We start from the raw sequence: 24325 nt of genomic DNA, 5'->3' as shown, positions 1-24325 counted from the left end.
GCGCGGCAGCCAACCCCCCCCCCCCCCCCCCCCCCCCCCCCCCCCCCCCCCCCCCCCCCCCCCCCCCCCCCCCCCCCCCCCCCCCCCCCCCCGCTGCGTGACATCTTGGGTGCGCGGTCTCAGACCCTCGCGCTCTCCCGCACCGCAGCGCGGTTGCGGGCCTCGACCACTTCCTCGGGCTCCTGCGGGGTGCCGAGGCCGGCCATCTTCATCGCGCCGCCGACGACCCCGCCGAGCAGGATGAGGGCGAAGCCCGCCCAGAAGCCGACCGGGCTGTTCGCCACCATGAAGACGCCTGCCACGCAGAAGCCGATGAAGGCGATGATGGTGCCGGTCCAGGCGGCCGGGGTGTGTCCGTGGCTGCTGCCCGCCATGAGTTGCTCCTCGTTTCTGGTGCGATGTCGTGAGCCGGTGCTCGAGCCGAGCCCGGGCGCTCGTCAGTCATTGTCCCGTACGCCGGGACGAGCGCCGATCGGGGGTCATGCTTCGCGCGTGGGGTCCTCGCCGCGGTCCAGGGCCTTCCACAGCTCCTCGGGGCGGTCCGGGTCGGCGGGCCGGGCCGCCTTGCGGGGCCGGGGACGGCCGTCGCGTTCGTAGCGGCCGGACATGGAGGGCCATTGACGGCCGAACCGGAGGGCCAGGAGACCGGCGAGCAGGATGAGCACGCCGCCCGCGGCGGCGACGTAGGGCCACGCGGTGTGCGTGAGCGACTCGACGGTGGCGGCGGTGTCGCCGGCGGTCCGGGCGGCCTTCTCGTCGAGCGCTTCGCCGTCGGACGCGCCGAGGAGTGCGGCCGCCGCGGCGCCCGCACCGCTCAGGGCGAGCAGCGCGGCGACGAGGGAGCGGCCTGCACGCCGTACGGCGAAGACGGCGACGAGCGCGGCCAGGCCGACGATCGCGAGCGCCGTGGGCAGGCCGGTGACGTCGGAGCCCTTGGCGTCGAGGGAGACGGTCCCACCGCCGACGGACGCGGTGCCCTCGGCCCAGATCCGGCCGGCCGCGAGCAGGACGACGGTCGCGCCGACGGCGCCGAGGAACAGGGCGGTGGCCAGGCTGCGTCGGCTGCTTGTGGCGGCCGTCGCGGCTGCGGCTCGGGGCTGGGGTACGGGTACGGCACTCACGCCCTCCACTATCCCTTACCGCTCCCGGTGCCGTTGAGGCGGTTGGCCGTGTGTACGGCGCGCAGCACCGCGGCCGCCTTGTTGCGGCACTCGGTGTCCTCGGCGACGGGGTCGGAGTCGGCCACGACACCCGCCCCGGCCTGCACATACGCCGTTCCGTCGCGCAGCAGGGCGGTGCGGATGGCGATGGCGGTGTCGGAGTCGCCGGCGAAGTCGAGGTAGCCGACGCAGCCGCCGTAGAGGCCGCGGCGCGAGGGCTCGAGTTCGTCGATGATCTGCATGGCGCGGGGCTTGGGCGCGCCGGAGAGGGTGCCCGCGGGGAAGCAGGCGGTGAGCACGTCGAAGGCGGTGCGTCCGTCGGCGACCTTGCCGGTCACGGTGGACACGATGTGCATGACGTGGGAGTACCGCTCGATCGACATGAAGTCGACGACCTCGACGCTGCCGGGCTCGCAGACCCGGCCCAGGTCGTTGCGGCCGAGGTCGACGAGCATCAGGTGCTCGGCGCGTTCCTTGGGGTCGGCGAGCAGTTCCTCCGCGAGGTCGTGGTCCTCCTGCGGGGTGGCGCCGCGCGGGCGCGTGCCGGCGATGGGGTGGACCATGGCGTGCCCGTCCTCGACCTTGACGAGCGCCTCGGGGCTGGAGCCGACGACGTCGAAGCCGTCGAAGCGGAAGAGGTACATGTACGGGGACGGGTTGGTGGCGCGCAGCACCCGGTAGACGTCCAGCGCGCTTGCGGCGCACGGGGTTTCGAAGCGCTGGGAGGGCACGACCTGGAAGGCCTCGCCGGCCCGGATGCGCTCCTTGATGTCCTCGACGGCGGCCTGGTAGTCGGTGCCGCCCCACAGCGCGGAGAACTCCGGCAGCTCGGAGGCGGGCAGCGCGGCGGGCGGGGACGAGAGCGGCCTGGCAAGGTCCGACTCCATGGCGTCGAGCCTGGCGACGGCGTCGGCGTAGGCCTCGTCGACGCCGGTGTCGAGGTCGTTGTGGTTGATCGCGTTGGCGATCAGCAGGACCGTGCCGTCCCAGTGGTCGAGGACGGCGAGGTCCGACGTGAGCAGCATGGTCAGCTCGGGCAGCTTCAGGTCGTCGCGCTCGCCGGGGCCGATCTTCTCCAGTCGGCGCACGATGTCGTAGCCGAGGTAGCCGACCATGCCGCCGGTGAAGGGCGGCATGCCGGACGCGAGGTCACGGGGGGTGTGCAAGGCCTCGACGGTGGCGCGCAGGGCCTTCAGCGGGTCGCCGTCGACAGGGACGCCGACCGGCGGGTTGCCCAGCCAGTACGCCTGCTCGTCGCGGACGGTCAACGTCGCGTCGGAGCGAACGCCGATGAAGGAGTAGCGCGACCAGGACCGGCCGTTCTCGGCCGACTCCAGCAGGAAGGTGCCGGGACGCTCCGCGGCGAGCTTGCGGTACAGCCCGACGGGCGTGTCGCCGTCCGCGAGGAGCCGGCGGCTGACGGGGATGACGCGGCGGTCGGCGGCGAGCTTGCGGAACGTCTCGAGATCCATGGCGCCAGACCCTACTTGCCGAGGAGTACGTCGGCGTCGAAACAGGTGCGGGCCCCGGTGTGGCAGGCGGCGCCCACCTGGTCGACCCTGACGAGGACGGTGTCGGCGTCGCAGTCGAGGGCCACCGACTTGACGTGCTGGACATGGCCGGAGGTGTCGCCCTTGACCCAGTACTCCCGGCGGCTGCGGGACCAGTAGGTGCATCGGCCGGTGGTCAGGGTGCGGTGCAGCGCCTCGTCGTCCATCCAGCCGAGCATGAGCACCTCACCGGTGTCGTACTGCTGGGCGATGGCGGGAACCAGTCCGTCGGCGCTCCGCTTGAGGCGGGCGGCGATGGCCGGATCGAGGCTGCTGGCGGGGCCACTGCTGGTCATACGGCCCATTGTGCCGTGCCGAAGGTGGTGGCCGGGCGGTGCGTCCACTGGGCGGACCCGGCGCCCCCGCCGTACGCTGACGGGCATGTCGACCCATGCCAAGCGTGAACGACTCCTGCTCGCCGACCTGTTGGAGGGGGCCGGTCCGGATGCGCCGACCCTGTGCGAGGGCTGGCGGACCCGGGAGCTCGCGGCCCATGTGGTGATGCGCGAGCGGCGGCCCGACGCGGCGGGCGGGATACTGCTCAGCGCGCTCAGGGACAGGGCGGAGCGGATCCAGGCCGAGTTCGCCGCCAAGCCGTACGAGGAGCTGGTGCACCTCATCCGTACCGGGCCGCCGCGGATGTCCCCGTACGGGATCAAACAGATCGACGAGGCCGCGAACACGGTGGAGTTCTTCGTGCACGCGGAGGACGTACGGCGGGCGCAGCCGGAGTGGCTGCCGCGCGAGCTGGACCGGGTCTTCGAGAACACGCTGTGGTCCCGGCTGGAGAAGGCCGCGCGGCTGCTCGGCAGGAAGTCGCCCGTGGGTCTGGTGCTGCGCAGGTCGAACGGCCAGACGGCGGTGGCCCACAAGGGCACTCCGGTGGTGACGGTGACCGGCGAGCCGGGCGAGCTGACGCTCTTCGCCTTCGGGCGGCAGCAGACGACCCAGGTGGACATGGAAGGCGACAAGGACGCGATGGCCCGGCTGCGTGAGGCCAAGCTCGGCTTCTAGGCGGCCAGGTTCGGCTTCTGAACGTACGTCCGGACGGGCGGCCCGCCGGGCGTACGGGCTCATCGTGCGTCCCCCTCACCACTCACCGGCAGGGCTGCCCACCGCGCGCCGGACGGGAGGTCGAACATCGCCGTCATGATCTTCCCGGCCGTGGAGAGCTGGACCACCAGCAGCGGGAACAGGACGATCAGCGCCGGATCCCGAGGGCGCGCACGGAGCGGTCGGCCGGCCCTTCCGTGAGGAAGCCCCCCAGCGTGTGGACGCCTGCACGGCGTAGCGGCCGCGCCAGCATCCGCCGTCACGAGGATCAATGAGCCGACGGTGGCGCAGGCGAAGAGGATGCCGTCGGTGCCGACGAGGGCCACCCCGCCGGTGGTGCTGAGCAGGGTCGCAGCGGAGACGTGGTCCCCCGCGACGGCCGGCCCGCCGCCGACCGGGCCGAGGGCCGCCCCGCCCGCGGAGAAGTGCTCGGGGTCGTCCTGGTCGGCGGCGGCCGGGCCGCACAGCAGGAGCGACACCGCGACGAACGCGAGGAAGACGACAAGCGCGAGGGACCGGCCCTCGAACCCGGCGCTCGCCGCGAGGGGCTGGGCGAGGAGTACACGGGATCACAGAGCGGATACCGCACCAGCGCGGCGGATGCGCGTACAGAGGCGGCCACCCCTGCGGTGCCCGCGCACAGGCAGGAGCGGGCCGGAGTGTGCGGCGGCACACCCTGCGGCCTCAGGTCTCGAGTCGGCGGGCCGCGAGGGCGAGGGAGACCTCGACGAGATCGGACGGCCGGGACAGGGAGCGGCCGGTGAGCTGTTCGAAGCGGCGGAGCCGGTTGAGGACGGTGTTGCGGTGGCAGTAGAGCCGCGTCGCCGCGCGTTGCGCGGAGCCCTCGGCGTCGAACCAGGCGGTGAGCGTCTCGACGAGCAGGTCGCGGTCGGCCGGGTCGATCCCGTACAGGGGGCCCAGGATGCGCTCCGCGAGCGCCCGGCCGAGAGGCGGGGAGGAGACGACGAGGGCGGCGGGAAGGTGTTCCTCGAGGAGCACGACACCGCCGGTGCGGGGGCAGGCCCGCAGTGCGGTGCCGGCGTGTCTTCGCGCCTCACCCAGGGCGGCGAGCCCGACGACGGCCGAGCTGATCCCGACACGGACGCCGGGCGCCGCGTGCAACCCGGCGGCGAGGGCGGCGGGGTCGAGCGGCATGCCGGGGGTCCCGCCTTCGGTGCCGCCGACTCCGGCGCGGTCCGGCATGTCGGTGTCGTCGCGGCGCGGAGCTTTCTGGCCTTCCGTCACGTTCGTGGCCTTGGGTGCCGTTGCCGCGCCCGCGAGGTGGACGATGGCCAGTTCCGCCTCCGGAGTGGCGTGCCACACCGCCGCGGTGCCCGGCGGCAGCGTCACGAGGGGCCCGGGTGCGTGCGGGTGGGCGGAGGCGGCCGCGATCACCACGTAGCGTCCTTCCTCCGGCAGATCGAGCATCGTCGCCGCTTCGGGCAGGTCGGTGATGCGGGCCGTGCCGTCCAGCAGCGCGGCGGTCATCAGGCGCAGACGGTTCTCGCGGCGCCAGGCCATCCGGCGTTCCGCCTGGCGGTAGGCGTCGGCGACGAGGGCGCAGTGCTCGTCGACGAAGTTCCAGACGTCCGCGGCGACATGGACGAGCAGCCGCATGTCCTCGGGGTGGCGCCGTGCGGTCTCGTCCACGAGCCCCTGCCACACCAGCGCCCCGCCGAGCCGGAACGCGTGCAGCACCGCGTCGAGCGGCACACCCTGCTCGGCCCGCGAGGCGCCGATCGCGCGCGAGGTGCGCCGCGCGATGTCCCGGCACTCCCTGGGTCGGATCAGGGAGGCCACGTTGTGGCGCAGGGACTGGTGGACCTCCTGCCAGACCTCCATGGCGTCCGCGTCGATCGCCGCCCGGTACGCGGGCTCCTGTTCGCGCAGTTCGCCGACCAGAGTGGTGGTCAGGCCGGCCACGTCGTCCAGCAGCACCTGAGCGGCCCGGTGCAGTACGACGAGCGCCTCGGCGCCCAGCAGGGAACGGGCGCGGGGCAGGGCGGCGCGGGGCGGGGGAACCGCTCTGACGCGCGAGCGTACGAGATTCGACATGGGCGGCCTCCACCTGGTCGGTTCGCTCCGGCGCGCGTGGGCGGGACACCTTCGCACCGGATCTACCTGACGCTCGCAGAATGGCATACCGCCCAGTCGGTACCCAGGGGTTTGCGCATTGTTCTCATTACGGTCCAGCAACACGACCGCGCGGGTTCAGGTCTTGAGCGCTCGAGAAGACGGGCGAGTTCGATGCGCGAGCGCACGCCGAGCAGTGCGAACACGCTGCGCCCCACGCGGGCAGCGGTACGCCCGGGCCGGCAGCCGGGAGGGCGCCCGGGGTCCGCCGGGTGCGGCCGGGGGGCCGTGGCGCCGGCAGGATCGCTCCGCTCCGGGGCGGGCAGTACGCCCGGGCAGTCCTGGTGATCCGGCCGCCCGGCGGCCGGATCACCTCCGTACCCTCAGCGGACCGGGTGGCCCGCCTCCCGCAACGTGTCCTTGACCTGGGAGATCCGCAGGTCGCCGAAGTGGAACACCGAGGCTGCGAGCACCGCGTCGGCGCCCGCCTCGATGGCCGGCGGGAAGTCGGCGAGCCTGCCGGCGCCGCCGGAGGCGATCACCGGGACCGTGACGTGTTTGCGCACGGCGGCGATCATCTCGGTGTCGTAGCCGTCCTTGGTGCCGTCGGCGTCCATGGAGTTGAGAAGGATCTCACCGGCCCCCAGCTCGGCGGCCCGGTGCGCCCATTCGACGGCGTCGATGCCGGTGCCCTTGCGGCCGCCGTGCGTCGTGACCTCGAAGGTGCCTTCCGGGGTTCGCCGGGCGTCCACGGAGAGCACGAGCACCTGGCGGCCGAAACGCTCGGCGATCTCGCGGATCAGCTCGGGGCGGGCGATCGCCGCGGTGTTGACGCCGACCTTGTCGGCGCCCGCGCGCAGCAGCTTGTCCACGTCCTCGGCGCTGCGCACCCCGCCGCCGACGGTGAGCGGGATGAACACCTGCTCGGCGGTTCGGCGCACCACGTCGTAGGTGGTCTCCCGGTTGCCGGAGGAGGCGGTGATGTCGAGGAAGGTGAGCTCGTCGGCGCCCTCGGCGTCGTAGAGCTTGGCCATCTCGACGGGGTCGCCCGCGTCGCGCAGGTTCTGGAAGTTGACGCCCTTGACGACCCGGCCGTTGTCGACGTCCAGGCAGGGGATCACCCGCACCGCGAGGGTCATGCGGCACCTCCATCGGTTCCGGTCGGCCGGTACGCCTCGACCTCGACCTCGACGACCAGCGAGGGGTCGACGAAGCCGGAGACGACGAGCATCGACGCGGCCGGCCGGACCGCACCGAAGATCTCCTTGTGGGCGCGCCCGACCTCGTCGACGTCGCGGGCGTGCGTGATGTACATCCGGGTGCGTACGACGTCCTCGGCGCCGAGCCCGAGTTCCTTCAGGGCGTCGATCGACACGCCGAAGGCGGTGACGGTCTGCTCGTACGGGCTGCCCGCGGCGATCTGGCCGCCGACGACCGAGGTGCAGCCGGAGACCAGCACCAGGCCGTTCGGCAGCTCGACGGCGCGGGAGTAGCCGAACGACTCCTCCCAGGGGCCGCCCGAGCCGATGCGGCGTACGGAACCGCTCATGCGGACACCGCCGCGAGCGCCTCCTCGAGGGTGAACGCCTTGGCGTACAGCGCCTTGCCGACGATGGCGCCCTCGACGCCCTCGGGGACCAGGGCCGCGAGTGCGCGCAGGTCGTCGAGGGAGGAGACACCACCGGAGGCGACGACCGGCCGGTCGGTCGCGGCGCACACGTTCCTCAGCAGCTCCAGGTTGGGGCCCTGGAGGGTGCCGTCCTTGGCGATGTCGGTGACGACGTAGCGGGCGCAGCCCTCGGAGTCAAGACGGGCGAGGGTCTCGTAGAGGTCGCCGCCGTCACGGGTCCAGCCGCGGCCGCGCAGCGTCGTCCCGCGGACGTCGAGGCCGACGGCGATCTTGTCGCCGTGCTCCGCGATGACCTTGGCGACCCATTCGGGGGTCTCCAGCGCGGCGGTGCCCAGGTTGACGCGGCGGCAGCCGGTGGCGAGCGCGGCCTCGAGGGAGGCGTCGTCGCGGATGCCGCCGGACAGCTCGACCTTGATGTCCATGGCCTCGGCGACCTCGGCGATCAGCGCGCGGTTGTCGCCGGTGCCGAAGGCGGCGTCCAGGTCCACGAGGTGGAGCCACTCGGCGCCGGCCCGCTGCCAGGTGAGCGCCGCCTCGAGCGGGGAGCCGTAGGAGGTCTCCGTACCGGACTCGCCGTGGACGAGGCGGACGGCCTGGCCGTCGCGGACGTCGACTGCGGGAAGGAGTTCAAGCTTCGGCATCAGAGCGTCTCGATCCAATTCGTGAGCAGCTGGGCGCCGGCGTCGCCGGACTTCTCGGGGTGGAACTGGGTGGCCCACAGGGCGCCGTTCTCGACGGCGGCGACGAACCGCTCGCCGTGCTCGGCCCAGGTGACCCGGGGTGCGCGCATCGCCGGGTTGGTGATCTCGAGGCTCCACTCGTGCACGGCGTAGGAGTGCACGAAGTAGAACCGGGCGTCGGCGTCGAGGCCGGCGAAGAGCTCGCTGCCGGCCGGGGCGTCGACGGTGTTCCAGCCCATGTGCGGCACGACGGGCGCCTGGAGCGGGCCGACGGTGCCGGGCCACTCGTCGAGGCCCTCGGTCTCCACGCCGTGCTCGATGCCGCGCTCGAACAGGATCTGCATTCCGACGCAGATGCCCATGACGGGGCGGCCGCCGGAGAGCCTGCGGTCGATGATCCACTCGCCGCGGGCCTTCTTCAGGCCGTCCATGCAGGCGGAGAAGGCGCCCACGCCGGGGACGAGGAGCCCGTCGGCGTTCAGCGCCTTGTCGTAGTCGCGGGTGATCTCGACGTCGGCGCCGACCCGGGCGAGCGCCCGCTCGGCGGAGCGCACGTTGCCGAACCCGTAGTCGAAGACGACGACCTTCTTCTGTGGCGTCGCAGTGGTCATCCCCAGATCCCCTGAATCCGCATCACGCCGGCCACCAGGCACATCAGCGATGCTCCTGCGAGCAGCACGATGGGCCCCTTGGGCAGCTTCTGCTTGGAGAACGAGTACACACCGCCGGCGAGGAACAGCCCGACGACGATGAGAATGGTCGAGAGGCCGGTCACAGCGCACCCTTCGTCGAGGGGAGAATGCCGGCCGCGCGCGGGTCGCGCTCCGAGGCGTACCGCAGGGCACGGGCGAGCGCCTTGAACTGGCACTCCACGATGTGGTGGGCGTTGCGCCCGTACGGGACGTGGATGTGCAGCGCGATCTGCGCCTGGGCGACGAACGACTCGAAGATGTGCCGGGTCATGGTCGTGTCGTACTCGCCGATCATCGGTGCCATGTTCTCGGGCTCGGTGTGCACCAGGTACGGGCGGCCCGACAGGTCCACGGTGACCTGGGCGAGGGACTCGTCCAGCGGCACGGTGCAGTTGCCGAAACGGTAGATGCCCACCTTGTCGCCGAGGGCCTGCTTGAAGGCGGCGCCCAGCGCGAGGGCGGTGTCCTCGATGGTGTGGTGGCTGTCGATGTGCAGGTCGCCGTCGGTCTTGACGGTGAGGTCGAACAGACCGTGCCGGCCGAGCTGGTCGAGCATGTGGTCGTAGAAGCCGACGCCGGTGGCGACGTCGACCTTTCCGGTGCCGTCGAGGTCGATCTCGACGAGGACCGAGGTCTCCTTGGTCGTGCGCTCGACCCGTCCTACGCGGCCGCTCATGAACTCTGCTCCTTCTTCAAAGCGCGAACCGCATCGAGGAACGCGTCGTTCTCTTCGGGTGTGCCCGCGGTCACCCGCAGCCATCCCGGTACGCCGTTGTCACGGACCAGGACGCCCCGGTCGAGGATCTGCTGCCACACCGCGTGGGCGTCGTCAAAGCGGCCGAACTGCACGAAGTTGGCGTCCGACTCCGTGACCTCGTAGCCGGCTGCCCGCAGCTCCGCGACCAGCCGGTCCCGCTCGGTCTTCAGCTGCTCGACGTACCCGAGCAGCGTATCGGTGTGCTCCAGCGCGGCCAGCGCGGTGGCCTGGGTGACGGCCGACAGGTGGTACGGCAGGCGCACCAGCTGAACGGCGTCGACCACGGCGGGGTGCGCGGCCAGGTAGCCGAGACGGAGTCCGGCGGCGCCGAAGGCCTTGGACATGGTGCGGGAGATCACCAGGTTGGGGCGGCCCTCGATGAGAGGCAACAGCGAGGGCCGGTGGCTGAATTCCACATACGCCTCGTCGACGACGACCAGCGAGGGTTTGGCGGCCTGCGCCGCCTCGTACAGGGCGAGGACCGTCTCGACGTCGACCGCGGTGCCGGTGGGGTTGTTGGGCGACGTGATGAACACGACGTCCGGGTGGTGCTCCGCGATGGCCGCCCGGGCCGCCGCGGGGTCGATGGTGAAGTCGTCCTTGCGCGGGCCGGAGATCCAGCCGGTGCCGGTGCCGCGCGAGATCAGGCCGTGCATCGAGTACGACGGCTCGAAGCCGATCGCGATACGGCCGGGCCCGGCGAAGGTCTGGAGCAGTTGCTGGATGACCTCGTTGGAGCCGTTGGCCGCCCACACGCCTTCGGGTGCGACCTCGTACCCGGTGGTGCGGGTGAGGTAGCGGGCCAGCTCGGTGCGCAGCTCGACCGCGTCCCGGTCGGGGTAGCGGTTGAGCTGCCGGGCGGCGTCGCGCACCCGCTCGGCGATGCGCTCGACGAGCGGCTCCGGCAGCGGGTACGGGTTCTCGTTGGTGTTCAGCCGGACGGGCACGTCGAGCTGCGGCGCGCCGTACGGGGACTTGCCGCGCAGTTCGTCGCGGACGGGAAGGTCGTCGATGCCGATGTCGGTCACTGTCCCGGGACCTTCCAGCCGAACCTTGCCTTCATCGCGGCGCCGTGCGCCGGCAGGTCCTCCGCCTCGGCCAGCGTGACCACGTGGTGGGTGATCTCGGCGAGCGCGTCCCGCGTGTAGTCCACGATGTGGATGCCGCGCAGGAACGACTGGACCGACAGACCGGACGAGTGGCAGGCGCAGCCGCCTGTCGGCAGGACGTGGTTGGACCCGGCGGCGTAGTCGCCGAGGGAGACCGGGGCCCAGGGGCCGACGAAGACGGCGCCCGCGTTGCGGACGCGTGCCGCGAGGGCGGCAGCGTCGGCGGTCTGGATCTCCAGGTGCTCGGCGCCGTAGGCGTTGACGACCCTGAGGCCGTCCTCGATGTCGGAGACGAGCACGATGGCGGACTGCCGGCCGGTGAGGGCGGGCTTGATCCGGTCCTCGATGTGCTTGGTCGCGGCGACCTGCGGCTCCAGCTCCCGCTCGACGGCGGCCGCCAGCTCCTCGGAGTCGGTGACCAGCACGGCCGCGGCCAGCGGGTCGTGCTCGGCCTGGCTGATCAGGTCGGCGGCGACGTGCACCGGGTCGGCGGTGGAGTCGGCGAGGACGGCGATCTCGGTCGGTCCGGCCTCGGTGTCGATGCCGATCCTGCCGGTGAAGTAGCGCTTGGCGGCGGCGACCCAGATGTTGCCCGGGCCGGTGACCATGTTCGCGGGCGCGCAGGACTCGGTGCCGTACGCGAACATCGCGACGGCGGTGGCGCCGCCGACCGCGTACACCTCGTCGACGCCGAGCAACGCGCAGGCGGCGAGGATCGTCGGGTGCGGGATGCCGCCGAACTCCTTCTGGCCGGGCGAGGCCAGTGCGACGGACTCGACGCCCGCCTCCTGTGCCGGGACCACGTTCATGATCACGGAGGACGGGTAGACGGACCGGCCGCCGGGCGCGTACAGCCCGACGCGGTCGACCGGGACCCACTTCTCGGTGACGGTGCCGCCCGGCACGACCTGGGTGGTGTGTTCACTGCGGCGCTGGGCGCGGTGCACGATCCTGGCCCGGCGGATGGACTCCTCCAGGGCGGCCCTGACGTCGGGGGCGAGCTCCGCCAGAGCCCTGGCCAGCGCGGCGGCGGGCACCCGCACCTGGTCCAGTGTCACGCCGTCGAATTTCTCCGCGTAGTCGATCAGCGCCGCGTCGCCACGATGATGCACGGCCTCGCAGATGGGCCGCACCTTGTGCAGGGCGGCTTCCACGTCGAACTCGGCACGGGGCAGCAGGTCGCGCAGAGCGCCACCCTCGGGGAGGGCGTCGCCGCGCAGATCGATTCGAGAGATCACGTAAGCAATTCTCTCAGACCGTTTCAGGCGTCCGTTCTCCGTATCAGTGGCTGATACGAGCCCCACAAGTTGACCATCACCACTAGCGTTCAGCCCGTCACTCAGCGGGAAGAACACCTGTACGAACCAACGAAGCGGAGGGGCGGCAGTGACCGAGCCGCTGGACGACGGGCCTCCGGACGGACTGAGCCCGACCGAGCTGCACCTGTGGAACGCCTTCAGAAACGGAAGCACGTACGACCTCAGCGACACCGATCCCCTGCTGAACGATCCCTTCTCCCCTCTGCCGTGGGGCCCCGAGCGCAGTGTCCGCGCATCCATCGTGGCCCGGCTGCTGCTGAGCGGGCCGGCCGCCAGGCCGGGCCGGGTCGCCGCGCTCAAGCTGCGCGGGGTCCTGATCACCGGCACGCTCAAACTCGCCGGCGGCAGCATCGCCCCCTACGTGGAGCTGCACGGCTGCCGCTTCGAGAACGAGCTGCTGATGCCGGAGGCCCACTTCACCACCGTGCGGATGGTCGGCTGCGCCATCCCCCGGATCGAGGCCGCCCGGCTGCGCACCGAGGGCGATCTGCATCTGCCGCGCTGCCGCGTCGACCACGGCATCCGGCTCACCGACGCCCAGATCGGCACGGACCTGCTGATCAACCAGATCCATGTGCGACCGGACCGCCGCGGCCGGGCGATCACCGCGGACGGCATGTCGGTCGCCCAGGACTTACAGGCCGAACTGATCGAGACGTACGGCGAGTTCAGTCTGCGCGGCGCGAAGGTCGGGGTCTCGCTCAGCCTGCGGGGCAGCCGGCTGCGGGCGGCGGCAGAGCGCCGAGCGCTGAACGCACCGCAGTTGAGCGTGGAGCGCACGCTCTACATGACGGGCGCGTGGGTGAGCGTGTCCACGGGCAACCAGGGCGCCACTCCCCCGTTCGGGATCGGCGCGTCCGGCACTCCCGCGCGCGGCACCCGGCTGCAGCCCTTCGAGTGCCACGGCGGGGTGCGCCTCGACGACGGGCGGTTCGGGGACGCGGTCGACCTCCAGCGGGCGCGGTTCGTGCTGAGCCCGCGCGAGGAGCTGTCGCTGCGCCGGATCGCCACCCCGGAGCTGCGGTTCAACGCGGAGTGCCCGGAGGAGGGGCGGGTCGTGCTGAACGGCGCGAAAGTGGTGACGCTGATCGACCTGGCGGCGAGCTGGCCGGGGCCCGGCGGGCTGGCGATGGGCGGATTCGTCTACGAGAACCTCGTCCCGTACGAGGAGTTCCCGCTGTCGCGGCGGCTCGAGTGGGTCGCGTCCGCCACGCCGGAGTACTCACCCGAGCCGTACGAGCGCCTCGCGACCGTGCTGCGCAACAGCGGCGAGGACGCGGACGCCCGCGAGGTGCTGCTGGCCAAGCAGCGCCGGCGCCGGGAGACTCTGCCACTCGCCGGGAAGCTGTGGGGCTATCTGCAGGACCTGACGGTGGCGTACGGCTACCGGCCGGGCCGGGCGGCCCTGTGGATGGCGGTCCTGTGGGCGGCCGGCGCAATAGCCTTCGCGCAGGTCGCTCCGCCGCCGATCAAGCCCGGCGAGCACCCGGACTGGAATCCGGCCCTGTACGCCCTCGATCTGCTCGTCCCAGTGATCAATCTCGGCCAGGACGGGCACTGGCGACTCCAGGGCGCATGGCAGTGGGCGGCTGCCGTTCTGGTGCTGCTGGGCTGGATCCTCGCCACCACGGTGGCGGCGGGCGCGTCGCGGTTGCTGCGTCGCGGTTAGGCCACTTTCTTTACCCTCTCTTGACCTCGTCCGGGACAACCATTCCGCCGCTACCAAAGCTTCACAGTTGCCCTCTGGCGCTGCGTTCACCTGCGCGTTTTCAATGGTCCGCACCATGTCTTTGCTCCGCGCCCTGATCCGTACCGCGCGCATGATCCGCTCTGCGCCACAGCTCACCGACGGCCTCGTGCCCGACGAGGCGGTACTGCTCGACGCCCCCGACGACCGGCTCGGTCCCGCCCTCGTCGCGGCCGCCGCCGGGGAGTACGACACGGCCGCGAAGCTGCTCGCAACCACACGGGAATCAGCCGAATGGGAGAACCGCGACCGTTACGTCAAGAGACTCGCGGCCTTCGCCCAGAAGCGGGGCGAATGGCTCGCCGACTGGTTGCGGTCCTCGCCCCGCGACTCGGACGCACTCGTCGTCAAGGCCGAGCTCGCGGTCCGCAGAGCCTGGGAATCGCCGGCGCGACAGGAACAGCTGCGCGAGACGGGGCCGCTGATCGACGCGGCGGCGCAGGGCGAGCCGAACGACCCCGTGCCCTGGCGGATCGCCCTCGACCACGCACGCGGCACGCACGCCACGCACACGGCCTTCGCATCACTGTGGGCACAGGCGATCCGCCGCTCCTCGCACCACCACGGCTGCCATGTGGCAGCGCTGAAGTACCTGTCCGCCCAGTGGTACGGCTCGCACCGCGAGTGCTTCGACTTCGCGGAGCAGGCCGCGGCAGACGCACTGCCCGGCTCGCTGGTACAGGCGCTGCCCGTACGGGCGGCCTTCGCCCAGCTGCTGGGCGGCGAGGCGCGGACGTCCGTGCAGGCCGACCGGATCGACGCGGCGGCGGACCTCGCGGTCACGCTCTCCCACGAGTACGAGGCCGCGGACCCGTGGCCGGCCGAGGTACGCAATCTGCTCGCGTACGTGCTGGTGGCGCGCGGGCGCTGGGAGGAGGCGCTGACGCAGTTCCGGCTCATCGGCCCGTACGCGACGTCCTTTCCGTGGTCGTCGGTGACGGAGGACCCGCTGGGCCAGTTCCTCCACGCGCGCGACGGCGTACGGATCGAGGTCGCGTCCGTGACGCCGCTGCGTGGACTGGGGGGCGCCGCCCGCGGCCGCCAGGCCGTAGGGGGAGGACGGGTCCCGTTGCCCGACCATTACTCTTGACCGCTGTGACCACCGCTCGCCTGCCCCTCTTCCCGCTGAACTCGGTGCTGTTCCCGGGCCTCGTGCTGCCCCTGAACGTCTTCGAGGAGCGTTATCGCGCCATGATGCGCGAGCTGTCGAAGGCGGGCGAGGAGGAGCCGCGGCGCTTCGCGGTGGTCGCCATCCGCGACGGACGCGAGGTCGCGCCCACCGCACCCGGCATGCCGGACCAGACCACGCTCACGGAACGCGGCCCAGCGGCGGGCTTCGGCCAGGACCCCGTCCAGGCCTTCCACCGGGTCGGCTGCATCGCCGACGCGGCGACCATCCGTGAACGCGGGGACGGCAGCTTCGAGGTGCTCGCCACCGGTACGACCCGGGTCAAGCTGCTGTCCGTCGACACCACCGGACCGTTCCTGACGGCGGAGCTCGAGGAGCTCCCCGAGGAGCCGGGGGACGGCGCGGGCGCGCTCGCCGAAGGCGTCCTGCGGGCCTTCCTCAGCTACCAGAAGCGGCTCGCGGGCGCGCGCGAGCGGTCGCTGACGACGGGCGCGGATCTCCCGGACGACCCGTCGGTCGTCTCGTACCTCGTCGCCGCGGCGGCGGTGCTCGACACCCCCGCGAAGCAGCGGCTGCTCCAGGCGCCGGACACGGCGACGCGGCTGCGCGAGGAACTCACCCTGCTGCGCACGGAGACGGCGGTCCTGCGGCATCTGCCGTCGCTGCCGGCGGTCGACCTTACGTGGCGGCCGACGAACCCCAACTGACGCGAGGAACCACTGCCTTGGCGAAGAAGACGAAGAAGCAGTCGAGCGGCACGCCCGCGACGGTGGCCCTGACGTCGGCGGGTACCCCGTTCACCCTGCACGCCTACGACCACGACCCCTCGTCCGCCTCGTACGGAGAAGAAGCGGCACAGGCACTCGGCGTCTCCCGCGACCGCGTCTTCAAGACCCTGGTCGCGGACGTCGACGGCGCCCTGACGGTGGCGGTCGTCCCGGTCGCGGGCCAGCTCGACCTCAAAGCCCTCGCCTCGGCCGTCGGCGGCAAGCGCGCGACGATGGCCGACCCGGCGGCGGTGGAACGCACGACGGGATACGTCCGCGGCGGCATCTCGCCGCTGGGGCAGCGCAAGCGGCTGCCCACGGTGCTGGACGCGTCGGCGTCGGCGCACGACACGATCTGCGTCTCGGCGGGCCGCCGCGGCCTGGAGGTCGAACTGTCCCCCAAGGACCTGACCACCCACACCTCGGCCCTCCTGGCCCCCATCGCCCGCGGCTGACCCCTCCGGGGCTCTTTCCTGCCCGGGCGCCGGGCTCCGCCCGGGCCCTGTACCGCGCACCGCGCGGTGTCCTCAACCGCCGGACGGGCTACAGATGCGGCCCCGCAGGCATCCTTCGGCCCCGCCGGCGATTGAGGCGCGGGGGCCCGGGGCAGAGCCCCCGGAAACGCCGCGCGCAGCGCGGTGCAGGGCCCGGGGCTTGCACCGGTACGGAAGTGGCGGGGTGGGGAAGCGTCACTGCTCCGGCAGCCACTCCGGCTCCGGATCCCGCGGACCGAACAGCGCCGTCAGCCCCAAATGCACCAGCATCGCCGCCACCGGCCACGCCAGCAACGCCCCCTTCGCCCGCAGCTCCAGATACGCGTCGAAGGTGACCCCCTCGCCGACCTCCCGCGCACGCGCCGCGACATCCGTCGTCGGGCCGAACCAGACACCCACGCCCCAGCCCAGCAGCGAGCCGAGCAGGCCGCCGACCGCCAGGGCGATCACGAGGGCGATGCCGCCGCGCCGGCGGAAGAGGAAGACCGCCGCCGCGGTCAGCACGCCGATGCCGACGGCCAGCAGCACGAACGTGCCGTCCGCGCCGATCGCCTCCTCGCCCTCCGTGTCCTTGAGGAAGACGGCCTCGTTGTTGGAGATCAGCGGAACCCGCGGCGCCAGCCACAGCCACAGGAAGCCCAGCGCCAGCCCCATGAGGGTCACGCACACCAGGATCAGCGCGGAGTCCCGCAGGTCCTTGCGCAGCTCCGCGGCCGAGTCGGCCTCGTCCTTCGCCACCTCGTGCGCGTACATCCAGGACGGCCCCGGCCCGGCGGGCGGTGCCTGCCAGAGGTTGTCGTCCGAGGAGGACGATTCGTGGGGCTGGTGCGGCGGCGTCAGAGGTGCGGTCACCCCGCCATCGTGCCAGGCCCGTGCCACCGCCGCCTCACCGGACCGCCGCCCGCCGGTAGGCCCACGTGGCGACGGCCAGGGAACAGACGCCGACGGCCGCGCAGACCGTGAGGTCGAGTCCGACGGCCGCCCAGTCGGGGTTCGCGTCGAACGTCCGGGCCATGGCCTCGACCCCGTACGTGGACGGCAGCAGATCACGGGCGTACGAGATCGGCCCCGGCAGCCGCTCCGCCGGGAGGACGCCGAGCAGCAGGGCCGCGGACATGCCCAGCTGCCCGAGCAGCGTGGCCAGCTCCTGGCGCGGCGCCAGCAGCCCGAGGGCCGCCCCCAGCCCGGCGAGTGCCGCGCCGGCGAGCGGGATCACCGCCGCGAGCACCCACAGGTGCGTGAGCGGCAGCTGGAACAGCACGCTGCCGGCGACGGCCGTCACCACCGTGCCGGGGACGGTGAACGAGGCGTACGCACCTGCCGCGCCGAGCACCACGGCCGTGGGCGGCACGGGCAGCGTCGCGTAGTGGTCTAGTCCTCCCCCGGCCCTGAGCTGTCCGAAGTACTGGGCGAGCAGGTTGAGCGCGACAAAGGCGACGACGAGCACGCTCGCGCCCGCGACGACCGCCCGCGCCTCCGTACCGCCGTCGACGACACCCCGCATCAGGACCATGATCCCGATGGACTGGAAGGTCGCGACGAACAGCAGCGGGATCCGGGCGACCCTCGCCCGCGACAGCTGCGCCCGGTACACGGCGGCGAGCGCCGGCAGCAGCCGCGCCCGTGGTGCGAGCGGCGCGGGAGCTTCCTCGGCCACCACGGCTGCGCGTGCCACCGCCCCGGCGGTTTCCGCGGACACGATGCTCACGCCTTGACCAGCCCCTTCGTCGCGTTCCCCCCGAGTGCCAAGTACACGTCCTCCAGGCTCGGCGTGGCCAAAGTGAAGTCGTCGAGTGCCGAGAACGCCGCGCCGCCGGTCACCGCGGCGACAGCGGCCCGTGCTTCCTCCGGCGCAAGCCTGAGGACCCAGCGCCGCCCGGACTGCTGCGCGAAGCCGCGGAGCGCGGCGACCTCCGGTACGTCGAGCGGGGCGCGTTCGCGCCACACCAGCTCGACCCGTACCTCGCCGGCGACGCTCTCCTTCAGCCCGGAGGGGGTGTCGCAGGCGATGACCCGGCCGCGGTCGAGGACGGCGACCCGGTCGAGGACGGTCTCGGCCTCGATGACGTTGTGGGTGACGAGCAGCACGGTCGCGCCGCGCTCTGCGCGACGCCGGTCGACGGCCGCCCACACGGCACGCCGCGCGACGGGGTCCATCCCGGTGGTCGGCTCGTCGAGCACGAGCACGGACCGCTCCCCCACGAGCGTCGCGGCGAAGCAGGCGAGCCGGCGCTGGCCGCCGGAGAGCTTCTTCAGAGGGCGGGCGGCGAGGGCGGTGAGCCCCAGTTCCTCGAGGACGGCGTCCCGTTCGGCGCGCGCTTCTCGTACGGTCAGGCCGCGCAGCCGTCCGGTGGTCTCCGCGGCGAGCGCGACGGTCAGTTCGTCCAGGGCGGTCGACTCCTGCCCGAGGTAACCGATGAGCCGGGCGGCGCGCTCAGGGTGGCGTACGAGATCGTGGCCGAGGACGTGGACGCTGCCCGAGTCGGGGCGCATCAGGCCGGTGAGTTGTCGCACCAGGGTCGATTTGCCGGCGCCGTTGGGTCCGAGCAGGCCGAAGATCTCGCCGCGCCGGACCTCGAGACTGATCCCGTCCGTGGCTCGCACCTCGGGTGTCCCCGGCGTCCCGCGTCTGCCGCGCGCGGCGGGGTACGTCTTGACCAGATCCCGCACCACGCACACCGTACTCACAAGGGACGAGACTACGGGGTCCGGCCGCCGCGAATGCCCTCGGGCCCCGGCTGCTCCACCGCCGGGCCGTGCTCCGCGGCCGTCCGTACATCGATCTCGCGCCAGAATCCGGCCCTGATCGCATAGCGGTCGTGCTCGTCGATCTGGTCGTCCTTGTGTGCCAGAAGTCCGAAACGTGCTGCGTAGCGCAGCAGTTCGCCGTCGATGCGGTGCGGGATGCGGGGATACATGGTGGACAGCTTCTGCACGTGCCCCGTCTCAGGAAGCCGTGCCATCCAGCGCCGGGCGAAGACCTGACCGACCTCGAACGGGTCACCGCCGACAGTGGTGATGTCCTCCTCACGGTCGGCCCAGCGCTGCTCGGCGCTGGTGAGCTGCGCGAGGGTCGGCAGCGACGCGGTCTCCGGCGGCTCGCCCAGCGCCCCGTTGCCGGGCCGCTCGATCCAGCCCTTGTCGGAGGACCAGCGCAGGGTGGCGTTCGCCGGGTGGGCGGGGGCCTGCGGTCCCGGCGGTCGCAACCCGGCGAGGTCTTTTGGCGTGGGCACGCCCTTGGCGGCGGGGGCCGGTGCGGGCGCCACGTCGTTCTCCTCGGGCGCGGTCTGCGTCCCGTTGCGCGTGGCCTCGGCGGCGCGCTCCTCGGCCGCGGCGAGCGCCGACTCGGGCAGTGGCGCCGACAGGATGGCCGCGATCTCGGGTCGGGGCACGGGCGCCGGCGCACAGATGCCGGTGAGTTCCTTGGCCCGGACGGCCCGGGTGATCCAGGCCCGGTCGAGCACTCGGCGCTCGTCGGCCTCCGCGACCAGGTCCTCCGACTGGTTGTAGTCGCCGTCGGCGGCCTGCACGGCCCAGAGATGGACGGCGACGCCGTGTTCCTTGGCGGACATCAGCCCCGGCAGCAGGTCTCCGTCGCCGGTGACCAGCACCACGTCGGAACAGGCGCGGTTTCTGGCCAGTTCGGTGAGTTCCGCGTGCATCGCCGCGTCGACGCCCTTCTGTGCCCAGCGGCCGTCGCTGCGGGTCAGGGCGCCCAGGCGGACGGTCACGCGGGGCATCACACGCAGTCGGCGGTGCTCGGGCTGGGGTACGCGGTCGGGCGCGCCGTCGAACCAGTAGATACGGAGCAGGGGCCGCTCCGTATCGGTTTCCGCGAGCTCCCGCAGGCCGTGGATGAGGGCGGCGTGGTCGACGGTGATCCTAGACCTGGCCGGCTCTCCGGCGAGAAGGCTGGCGGCGGCGCCCAGCAGATAGCCGGCGTCCACCAGGACGACGCAGCGGTCCACGCGTTCCACCCTCTTTCGGGAGCTCATCGGGGGTCGGGATCGGGGATTGTTCCGGGTTTCCTTCGAGTCTGCCCGACCACGGGAGGGTTAACGGCCGGAACTCGATCATCGGCGTGGCGGATCGAGCCGCGGGGGCACGCACTCCCCTCGACTACGGTGCGCAATGATCCAAAATGCGGCCGTTTTAAGCATATGTGAGTCTGGTCGCGGCCCTGGCCCCTAAACCCCCACAGGAGGCACCACCATGGCCAAGAACAAGAAACAGCAGCGTGAGCAGAAGTCCTCGCCGGCCGAGCGCGGCACGCAGCAGGCGAAGAGCGCGTCCCTGGAGGCGCAGGCCGAACAGCGCGCACAGTCGGTGACGCCGTCCGACATAGCCCACAAGGGCCGGCAGAAGCGCTTCGGCCACAACTGACCGGACGTACTACCGGACGCATTGACGCGTAACGCCAGAAGGGGTGCTCCCGTGACGACGGGAGCACCCCTTCTGCGTGCGGTGCGCGCGGGCTGCGGGCGCCTTGCGGCGTGCGGGGCCGGTCAGCCGGCCAGGCAGGACTGGCCGAGCAGGACCTTGAGGTCGCCGAAGAGCGCGGGGTCCGGCTGGACGCGGTGCCGGTCGAGCCGGAGCACCGTGGTCTTGCGGGGGCCCTGGAGCTTGATCCGCACCTCGGTGTTGCCCTTGTGGTGGCTGAGGATCTCGCCGAGACGGCTGACCATCGGCGGGGTCACCTTGACGGTCGGGATGGTCACGACCACCGGAGCGTTGGTGCCGGCGGACGACAGGTCGGGGACCATCAGCTCCATCGCCACCAGTCGCGGGACGTCCTCACGCTTGTCGAGCCGTCCCTTGACGAAGACCACCGTGTCCTCGACGAGCTGCGTCGACACCAGCTGGTACGTCGCCGGGAAGAACATGCACTCGATGGAGCCGGCCAGGTCCTCGACGGTGGCGATGGCCCAGGCGTTGCCCTGCTTGGTCATCTTGCGCTGCAGGCCCGAGATGATGCCGCCGATGGTGACGACCGCACCGTCCGCGTGCTCACCGCCGGTGAGCTGGGAGATGGCGGCGTCCGCCTTGTCGGACAGGACGTGCTCGATACCGAAGAGCGGGTGGTCGGAGACGTACAGTCCGAGCATCTCGCGCTCCTGCGCGAGGAGATAGGACTTGTCCCATTCGACGTCGGAGAACTCGACGTCGAGTCCGAAGCCCGGCTCGTCGCTCTCCTCCTCGCCCATGCCGCCGAAGAGGTCGAACTGGCCCTCCGCCTCCTTGCGCTTGACGGCCACCACATTGTCGATCATCGGCTCGTGGTGGGCGACCAGGCCCTTGCGGGTGTGGCCCATCTCGTCGAAGGCGCCGGCCTTGATGAGGGACTCGATGGTCCGCTTGTTGCAGACGACGGCCTCGACCTTGTCGAGGAAGTCGGGGAAGGAACTGTACTTCCCCTTCGCCTTGCGCGACTTGATGATCGACTCGACCACGTTCTGGCCGACGTTGCGCACGGCGGTGAGGCCGAAGAGGATCACGTCGTCGCCCTGCGCGGCGAAGTTCGACATGGACTCGTTCACATTGGGCGGCAGTACCTTGATGCCCATGCGGCGGCACTCGTTCAGATAGACGGCCGACTTGTCCTTGTCGTCCTTGACCGAGGTGAGCAGCGCCGCCATGTACTCGGCGGGGTGATTGGCCTTGAGGTACGCCGTCCAGTAGGAGACGAGACCGTACGCGGCGGAGTGCGCCTTGTTGAACGCGTATCCGGCGAAGGGGACCAGCACGTCCCACAGGGCCTGGATGGCCTCGTCGCTGTAGCCCTTCTCGCGGGCACCCTTCTGGAAGAGGACGAAGTTCTTCGCCAGCTCGTCGGGCTTCTTCTTGCCCATGACGCGGCGGAGGATGTCGGCCTCGCCGAGCGAGTACCCGGCGATGATCTGGGCGGCCTTCTGAACCTGCTCCTGGTAGACGATCAGGCCGTAGGTGACCGCGAGGACCTCTTCGAGCGGCTCCTCCAGCTCGGGGTGGATCGGCGTGATCTCCTGCTGCTTGTTCTTGCGCAGCGCGTAGTTCGTGTGGGAGTTCATGCCCATCGGGCCCGGGCGGTAGAGCGCGGACACGGCGGAGATGTCTTCGAAGTTGTCGGGCTTCATCAGCCGCAGCAGGGACCGCATGGGTCCGCCGTCGAACTGGAAGACGCCGAGGGTGTCGCCGCGCTGGAGCAGCTCGAAGGTCTTGGGGTCGTCGAGCGGCAGGGAGAGCATCTCCAGGTCGATGCCCTTGTTGGACTTCACCATCTTGATGGCGTCGTCCATGATCGTGAGGTTGCGCAGGCCGAGGAAGTCCATCTTCAGCAGGCCGAGCGACTCGCACTGCGGATAGTCCCACTGCGTGATGGTCACGCCGTCGGTGTGCCTGACCCACACGGGGACATGCTCGGTGATGGTCTCGCTGGACATGATCACTCCGGCGGCGTGCACGCCCATCTGCCGGACCAGGCCCTCGACGCCCTTGGCGGTGTCGATGACCTTCTTCACGTCCGGTTCGTTCTCGTACATCCCGCGGATCTCGCCGGCCTCGCTGTAGCGCGGGTGCGAGGGGTCGGTGATGCCGTTGAGATCGATGCCCTTGCCGAGGACGTCGGCGGGCATGGCCTTGGTGAGCCGGTCGCCCATCGCGTACGGGTAGCCGAGCACGCGGGCGGAGTCCTTGATGGCGTTCTTCGCCTTGATCTTGCCGTAGGTGCCGATCATGGCGACCTTGTCGGCGCCGTACTTCTCCGTCACGTACCTGATCACCTCGACGCGCCTGCGCTCGTCGAAGTCGATGTCGACATCGGGCATGGAGACGCGCTCGGGGTTGAGGAAGCGCTCGAAGATCAGGCCGTGCGGGATAGGGTCGAGGTCGGTGATGCCCATGGCGTACGCCACGATCGAACCGGCCGCGGAGCCTCGGCCGGGACCGACCGCGATGCCCTGGTTCTTGGCCCACATGATGAAGTCGGCGACGACGAGGAAGTACCCCGGGAACCCCATCTGGATGATGACGTCCATCTCGTACTCGACCTGCTTCTGGCGGTCCTCGGGGATGCCGCCGGGATAGCGGCGCTCCATGCCGCGCCGCACTTCCTCCTTGAACCAGGTGACCTCGGTGTGGCCCTCGGGGATGTCGAACTTCGGCATGAGGTCGCGCTTCTCGAACATGCCGGCGGTGTCGACCTGCTGGGCCACCAGCAGGGTGTTGCGGCAGCCCTCCTGCCAGGCGTCCGAGGAGTCGATCGCGTACATCTCGTCGGTCGACTTCAGGTAGTAGCCGGTGCCGTCGAACTTGAAGCGGTCGGGGTCGGAGAGGTTCTTGCCGGTCTGGATGCACAGCAGCGCGTCGTGGGCGGTCGCCTCGTGCGCGTATGTGTAGTGGGAGTCGTTCGTCACCAGGGGCGGGATGCCCAGCTTCTTGCCGATCTCCAGCAGCCCGTCGCGGACACGGCGCTCGATCTCGATGCCGTGGTCCATCAGCTCCAGGAAGTACCGGTCCTTGCCGAAGATGTCCTGGTACTCGGAGGCGGACTTGAGGGCCTCGTCGAACTGGCCGAGGCGCAGCCTGGTCTGCAGCTCGCCGGAGGGGCAGCCGGTGGAGGCGATCAGCCCCTGTGACCACTGGGAGATGGTCTCCTTGTCCATCCGCGGCCACTTCTGCAGCCAGCCCTCCGCGTACGCGTCGGAGGAGAGGCGGAACAGGTTGTGCAGGCCGGTCGCGTTCGCCGCCCAGATGGTCTTGTGGGTGTAGCCGCCGGAGCCGGAGACGTCGTCCCGCTTCTGGTGCGGCTGGCCCCACTGGATCTTGCGCTTGTTGCGCCGGGACTCGGGCGCGACATAGGCCTCGATGCCGATGATCGGCGTCACCCCGGCCTTCTTCGCGGAGTGGAAGAAGTCGTACGCCCCGTGGAGGTTTCCGTGGTCGGACATGGCGATGTGCGACATGCCCATCTCGTTGCACGCGTCGAACATGTCCTTGAGCCGCGCGGCACCGTCCAGCAGCGAGTACTGGGTGTGTACGTGAAGGTGCGTGAAGGGCGGCTTGGTCACGGCGGCGGGCCTCCGAAGAACAGTTGGCGCCAGGCTGCGGGCAGTCTGGGGGACAGCGTGGAAGTCTACGTCGCCGCACTGACACTCCGGTGGAAAACCACGTGGCGCCGCCCCTCGGGG

General features: G+C 71.4%; 25 protein-coding genes. 6 read left to right on the top strand and 19 right to left on the bottom strand.

What is annotated here, in order from left to right; genetic code table 11:
* Nucleotides 1-119 precede the first annotated feature (119 nt).
* The 4 genes from ACZ4SA_RS11005 to hisI all read right to left on the bottom strand — a co-directional run bounded on the left by ACZ4SA_RS11005 (nt 120) and on the right by hisI (nt 3006).
* A complete protein-coding gene (locus ACZ4SA_RS11005) occupies nt 120-374 on the bottom strand; it encodes an HGxxPAAW family protein (RefSeq protein WP_468272318.1) in 255 nt (84 codons plus the stop codon).
* Nucleotides 375-479: 105 nt separating this feature from the next.
* Nucleotides 480-1130 carry a TIGR02234 family membrane protein gene (locus ACZ4SA_RS11000; RefSeq protein WP_468272317.1) on the bottom strand — a complete coding sequence of 217 codons (651 nt, stop codon included), beginning with the start codon at nt 1128-1130 and terminating at the stop codon, nt 480-482.
* Entirely contained in the window at nt 1130-2632 is a 1503-nt protein-coding gene (locus ACZ4SA_RS10995) for an anthranilate synthase component I (protein WP_468272314.1), read from the bottom strand. Before ACZ4SA_RS10995 ends, ACZ4SA_RS11000 begins: the two co-directional genes overlap by 1 nt.
* An 11-nt stretch (nt 2633-2643) precedes the next feature.
* Nucleotides 2644-3006: a phosphoribosyl-AMP cyclohydrolase gene (gene hisI, locus ACZ4SA_RS10990; RefSeq protein WP_468272313.1), complete on the bottom strand. Its 363-nt coding sequence runs from the start codon at nt 3004-3006 to the stop codon at nt 2644-2646.
* A gap of 85 nt (nt 3007-3091) precedes the next feature.
* Here hisI and ACZ4SA_RS10985 point away from each other — a divergent pair, with 85 nt between their 5' ends.
* Nucleotides 3092-3724, top strand: coding sequence for a TIGR03085 family metal-binding protein (locus ACZ4SA_RS10985; RefSeq protein WP_468272311.1), 633 nt, complete (start codon nt 3092-3094; stop codon nt 3722-3724).
* Nucleotides 3725-3783: 59 nt separating this feature from the next.
* On the opposite strand, the gene ACZ4SA_RS10980 is transcribed toward ACZ4SA_RS10985, so the two are convergent.
* From ACZ4SA_RS10980 to hisD, 10 genes are all read right to left on the bottom strand, one after another.
* Nucleotides 3784-4242 carry a hypothetical protein gene (locus tag ACZ4SA_RS10980; RefSeq protein ID WP_468272309.1) on the bottom strand — a complete coding sequence of 153 codons (459 nt, stop codon included), beginning with the start codon at nt 4240-4242 and terminating at the stop codon, nt 3784-3786.
* Between the two features lie 205 nt (nt 4243-4447).
* Nucleotides 4448-5818, bottom strand: coding sequence for a PucR family transcriptional regulator (locus ACZ4SA_RS10975; protein WP_468272307.1), 1371 nt, complete (start codon nt 5816-5818; stop codon nt 4448-4450).
* A 401-nt stretch (nt 5819-6219) separates the two neighbouring features.
* Nucleotides 6220-6975 carry an imidazole glycerol phosphate synthase subunit HisF gene (gene hisF / locus ACZ4SA_RS10970; protein ID WP_468272304.1) on the bottom strand — a complete coding sequence of 252 codons (756 nt, stop codon included), beginning with the start codon at nt 6973-6975 and terminating at the stop codon, nt 6220-6222.
* Nucleotides 6972-7385, bottom strand: a complete 414-nt coding sequence (locus ACZ4SA_RS10965) for a RidA family protein (RefSeq protein ID WP_468272302.1) — start codon at nt 7383-7385, stop codon at nt 6972-6974. Before ACZ4SA_RS10965 ends, hisF begins: the two co-directional genes overlap by 4 nt.
* Nucleotides 7382-8107: a bifunctional 1-(5-phosphoribosyl)-5-((5-phosphoribosylamino)methylideneamino)imidazole-4-carboxamide isomerase/phosphoribosylanthranilate isomerase PriA gene (gene priA / locus ACZ4SA_RS10960; RefSeq protein WP_468272299.1), complete on the bottom strand. Its 726-nt coding sequence runs from the start codon at nt 8105-8107 to the stop codon at nt 7382-7384. The genes ACZ4SA_RS10965 and priA overlap by 4 nt, the downstream gene beginning before the upstream one ends.
* Nucleotides 8107-8757, bottom strand: coding sequence for an imidazole glycerol phosphate synthase subunit HisH (hisH, locus tag ACZ4SA_RS10955; RefSeq protein ID WP_468272297.1), 651 nt, complete (start codon nt 8755-8757; stop codon nt 8107-8109). Before hisH ends, priA begins: the two co-directional genes overlap by 1 nt.
* Nucleotides 8754-8921 (bottom strand): hypothetical protein, encoded by a 168-nt coding sequence (locus ACZ4SA_RS10950; RefSeq protein ID WP_468272294.1) that lies wholly within the window; start codon nt 8919-8921, stop codon nt 8754-8756. Before ACZ4SA_RS10950 ends, hisH begins: the two co-directional genes overlap by 4 nt.
* Nucleotides 8918-9514 carry an imidazoleglycerol-phosphate dehydratase HisB gene (hisB, locus tag ACZ4SA_RS10945; RefSeq protein WP_468272292.1) on the bottom strand — a complete coding sequence of 199 codons (597 nt, stop codon included), beginning with the start codon at nt 9512-9514 and terminating at the stop codon, nt 8918-8920. Before hisB ends, ACZ4SA_RS10950 begins: the two co-directional genes overlap by 4 nt.
* Nucleotides 9511-10623, bottom strand: a complete 1113-nt coding sequence (locus tag ACZ4SA_RS10940) for a histidinol-phosphate transaminase (protein WP_468272290.1) — start codon at nt 10621-10623, stop codon at nt 9511-9513. Before ACZ4SA_RS10940 ends, hisB begins: the two co-directional genes overlap by 4 nt.
* Entirely contained in the window at nt 10620-11942 is a 1323-nt protein-coding gene (gene hisD / locus ACZ4SA_RS10935) for a histidinol dehydrogenase (protein WP_468272288.1), read from the bottom strand. Before hisD ends, ACZ4SA_RS10940 begins: the two co-directional genes overlap by 4 nt.
* 148 nt (nt 11943-12090) lie before the next feature.
* On the opposite strand from hisD, the gene ACZ4SA_RS10930 reads away from it, so the two are divergent.
* From ACZ4SA_RS10930 to ybaK, 4 genes are all read left to right on the top strand, one after another.
* Nucleotides 12091-13692, top strand: coding sequence for an oxidoreductase (locus tag ACZ4SA_RS10930; RefSeq protein ID WP_468272285.1), 1602 nt, complete (start codon nt 12091-12093; stop codon nt 13690-13692).
* A 103-nt stretch (nt 13693-13795) separates the two neighbouring features.
* On the top strand, nt 13796-14860 hold the full coding sequence (locus ACZ4SA_RS10925; protein ID WP_468272284.1) for a hypothetical protein: 1065 nt from the start codon (nt 13796-13798) through the stop codon (nt 14858-14860).
* A gap of 5 nt (nt 14861-14865) precedes the next feature.
* Nucleotides 14866-15606, top strand: coding sequence for an LON peptidase substrate-binding domain-containing protein (locus ACZ4SA_RS10920; protein WP_468272281.1), 741 nt, complete (start codon nt 14866-14868; stop codon nt 15604-15606).
* Between the two features lie 17 nt (nt 15607-15623).
* The gene (gene ybaK, locus ACZ4SA_RS10915) at nt 15624-16121 is read left to right on the top strand and encodes a Cys-tRNA(Pro) deacylase (RefSeq protein ID WP_468272279.1); all 498 of its coding nucleotides are present in this window, start codon (nt 15624-15626) and stop codon (nt 16119-16121) included.
* A 234-nt stretch (nt 16122-16355) separates the two neighbouring features.
* On the opposite strand, the gene ACZ4SA_RS10910 is transcribed toward ybaK, so the two are convergent.
* The 4 genes from ACZ4SA_RS10910 to ACZ4SA_RS10895 are packed head-to-tail and all read right to left on the bottom strand — an operon-like array spanning nt 16356 to nt 20155.
* Nucleotides 16356-17012 (bottom strand): ABC transporter permease, encoded by a 657-nt coding sequence (locus ACZ4SA_RS10910; RefSeq protein ID WP_468272276.1) that lies wholly within the window; start codon nt 17010-17012, stop codon nt 16356-16358.
* A gap of 34 nt (nt 17013-17046) precedes the next feature.
* Nucleotides 17047-17868: an ABC transporter permease gene (locus ACZ4SA_RS10905; RefSeq protein WP_468272274.1), complete on the bottom strand. Its 822-nt coding sequence runs from the start codon at nt 17866-17868 to the stop codon at nt 17047-17049.
* A complete protein-coding gene (locus ACZ4SA_RS10900) occupies nt 17865-18839 on the bottom strand; it encodes an ABC transporter ATP-binding protein (RefSeq protein WP_468272373.1) in 975 nt (324 codons plus the stop codon). Before ACZ4SA_RS10900 ends, ACZ4SA_RS10905 begins: the two co-directional genes overlap by 4 nt.
* A 20-nt stretch (nt 18840-18859) precedes the next feature.
* Entirely contained in the window at nt 18860-20155 is a 1296-nt protein-coding gene (locus tag ACZ4SA_RS10895; RefSeq protein WP_468272272.1) for an NYN domain-containing protein, read from the bottom strand.
* A 217-nt stretch (nt 20156-20372) separates the two neighbouring features.
* Between ACZ4SA_RS10895 and ACZ4SA_RS10890 the strand changes: the two genes are divergently transcribed.
* Nucleotides 20373-20543, top strand: coding sequence for a hypothetical protein (locus ACZ4SA_RS10890; protein ID WP_468272270.1), 171 nt, complete (start codon nt 20373-20375; stop codon nt 20541-20543).
* A gap of 122 nt (nt 20544-20665) precedes the next feature.
* Here the strand turns inward: ACZ4SA_RS10890 and dnaE are convergent, their stop codons facing one another.
* On the bottom strand, nt 20666-24205 hold the full coding sequence (gene dnaE / locus ACZ4SA_RS10885) for a DNA polymerase III subunit alpha (RefSeq protein WP_468272268.1): 3540 nt from the start codon (nt 24203-24205) through the stop codon (nt 20666-20668).
* Nucleotides 24206-24325: the final 120 nt, after the last annotated feature.

The organism is Streptomyces sp. NPDC027962 (genome assembly GCF_055566095.1).
The sequence above is the reverse complement of the archived record's forward strand: the minus strand, read 5'-3'. Positions and strand labels throughout refer to the sequence as shown.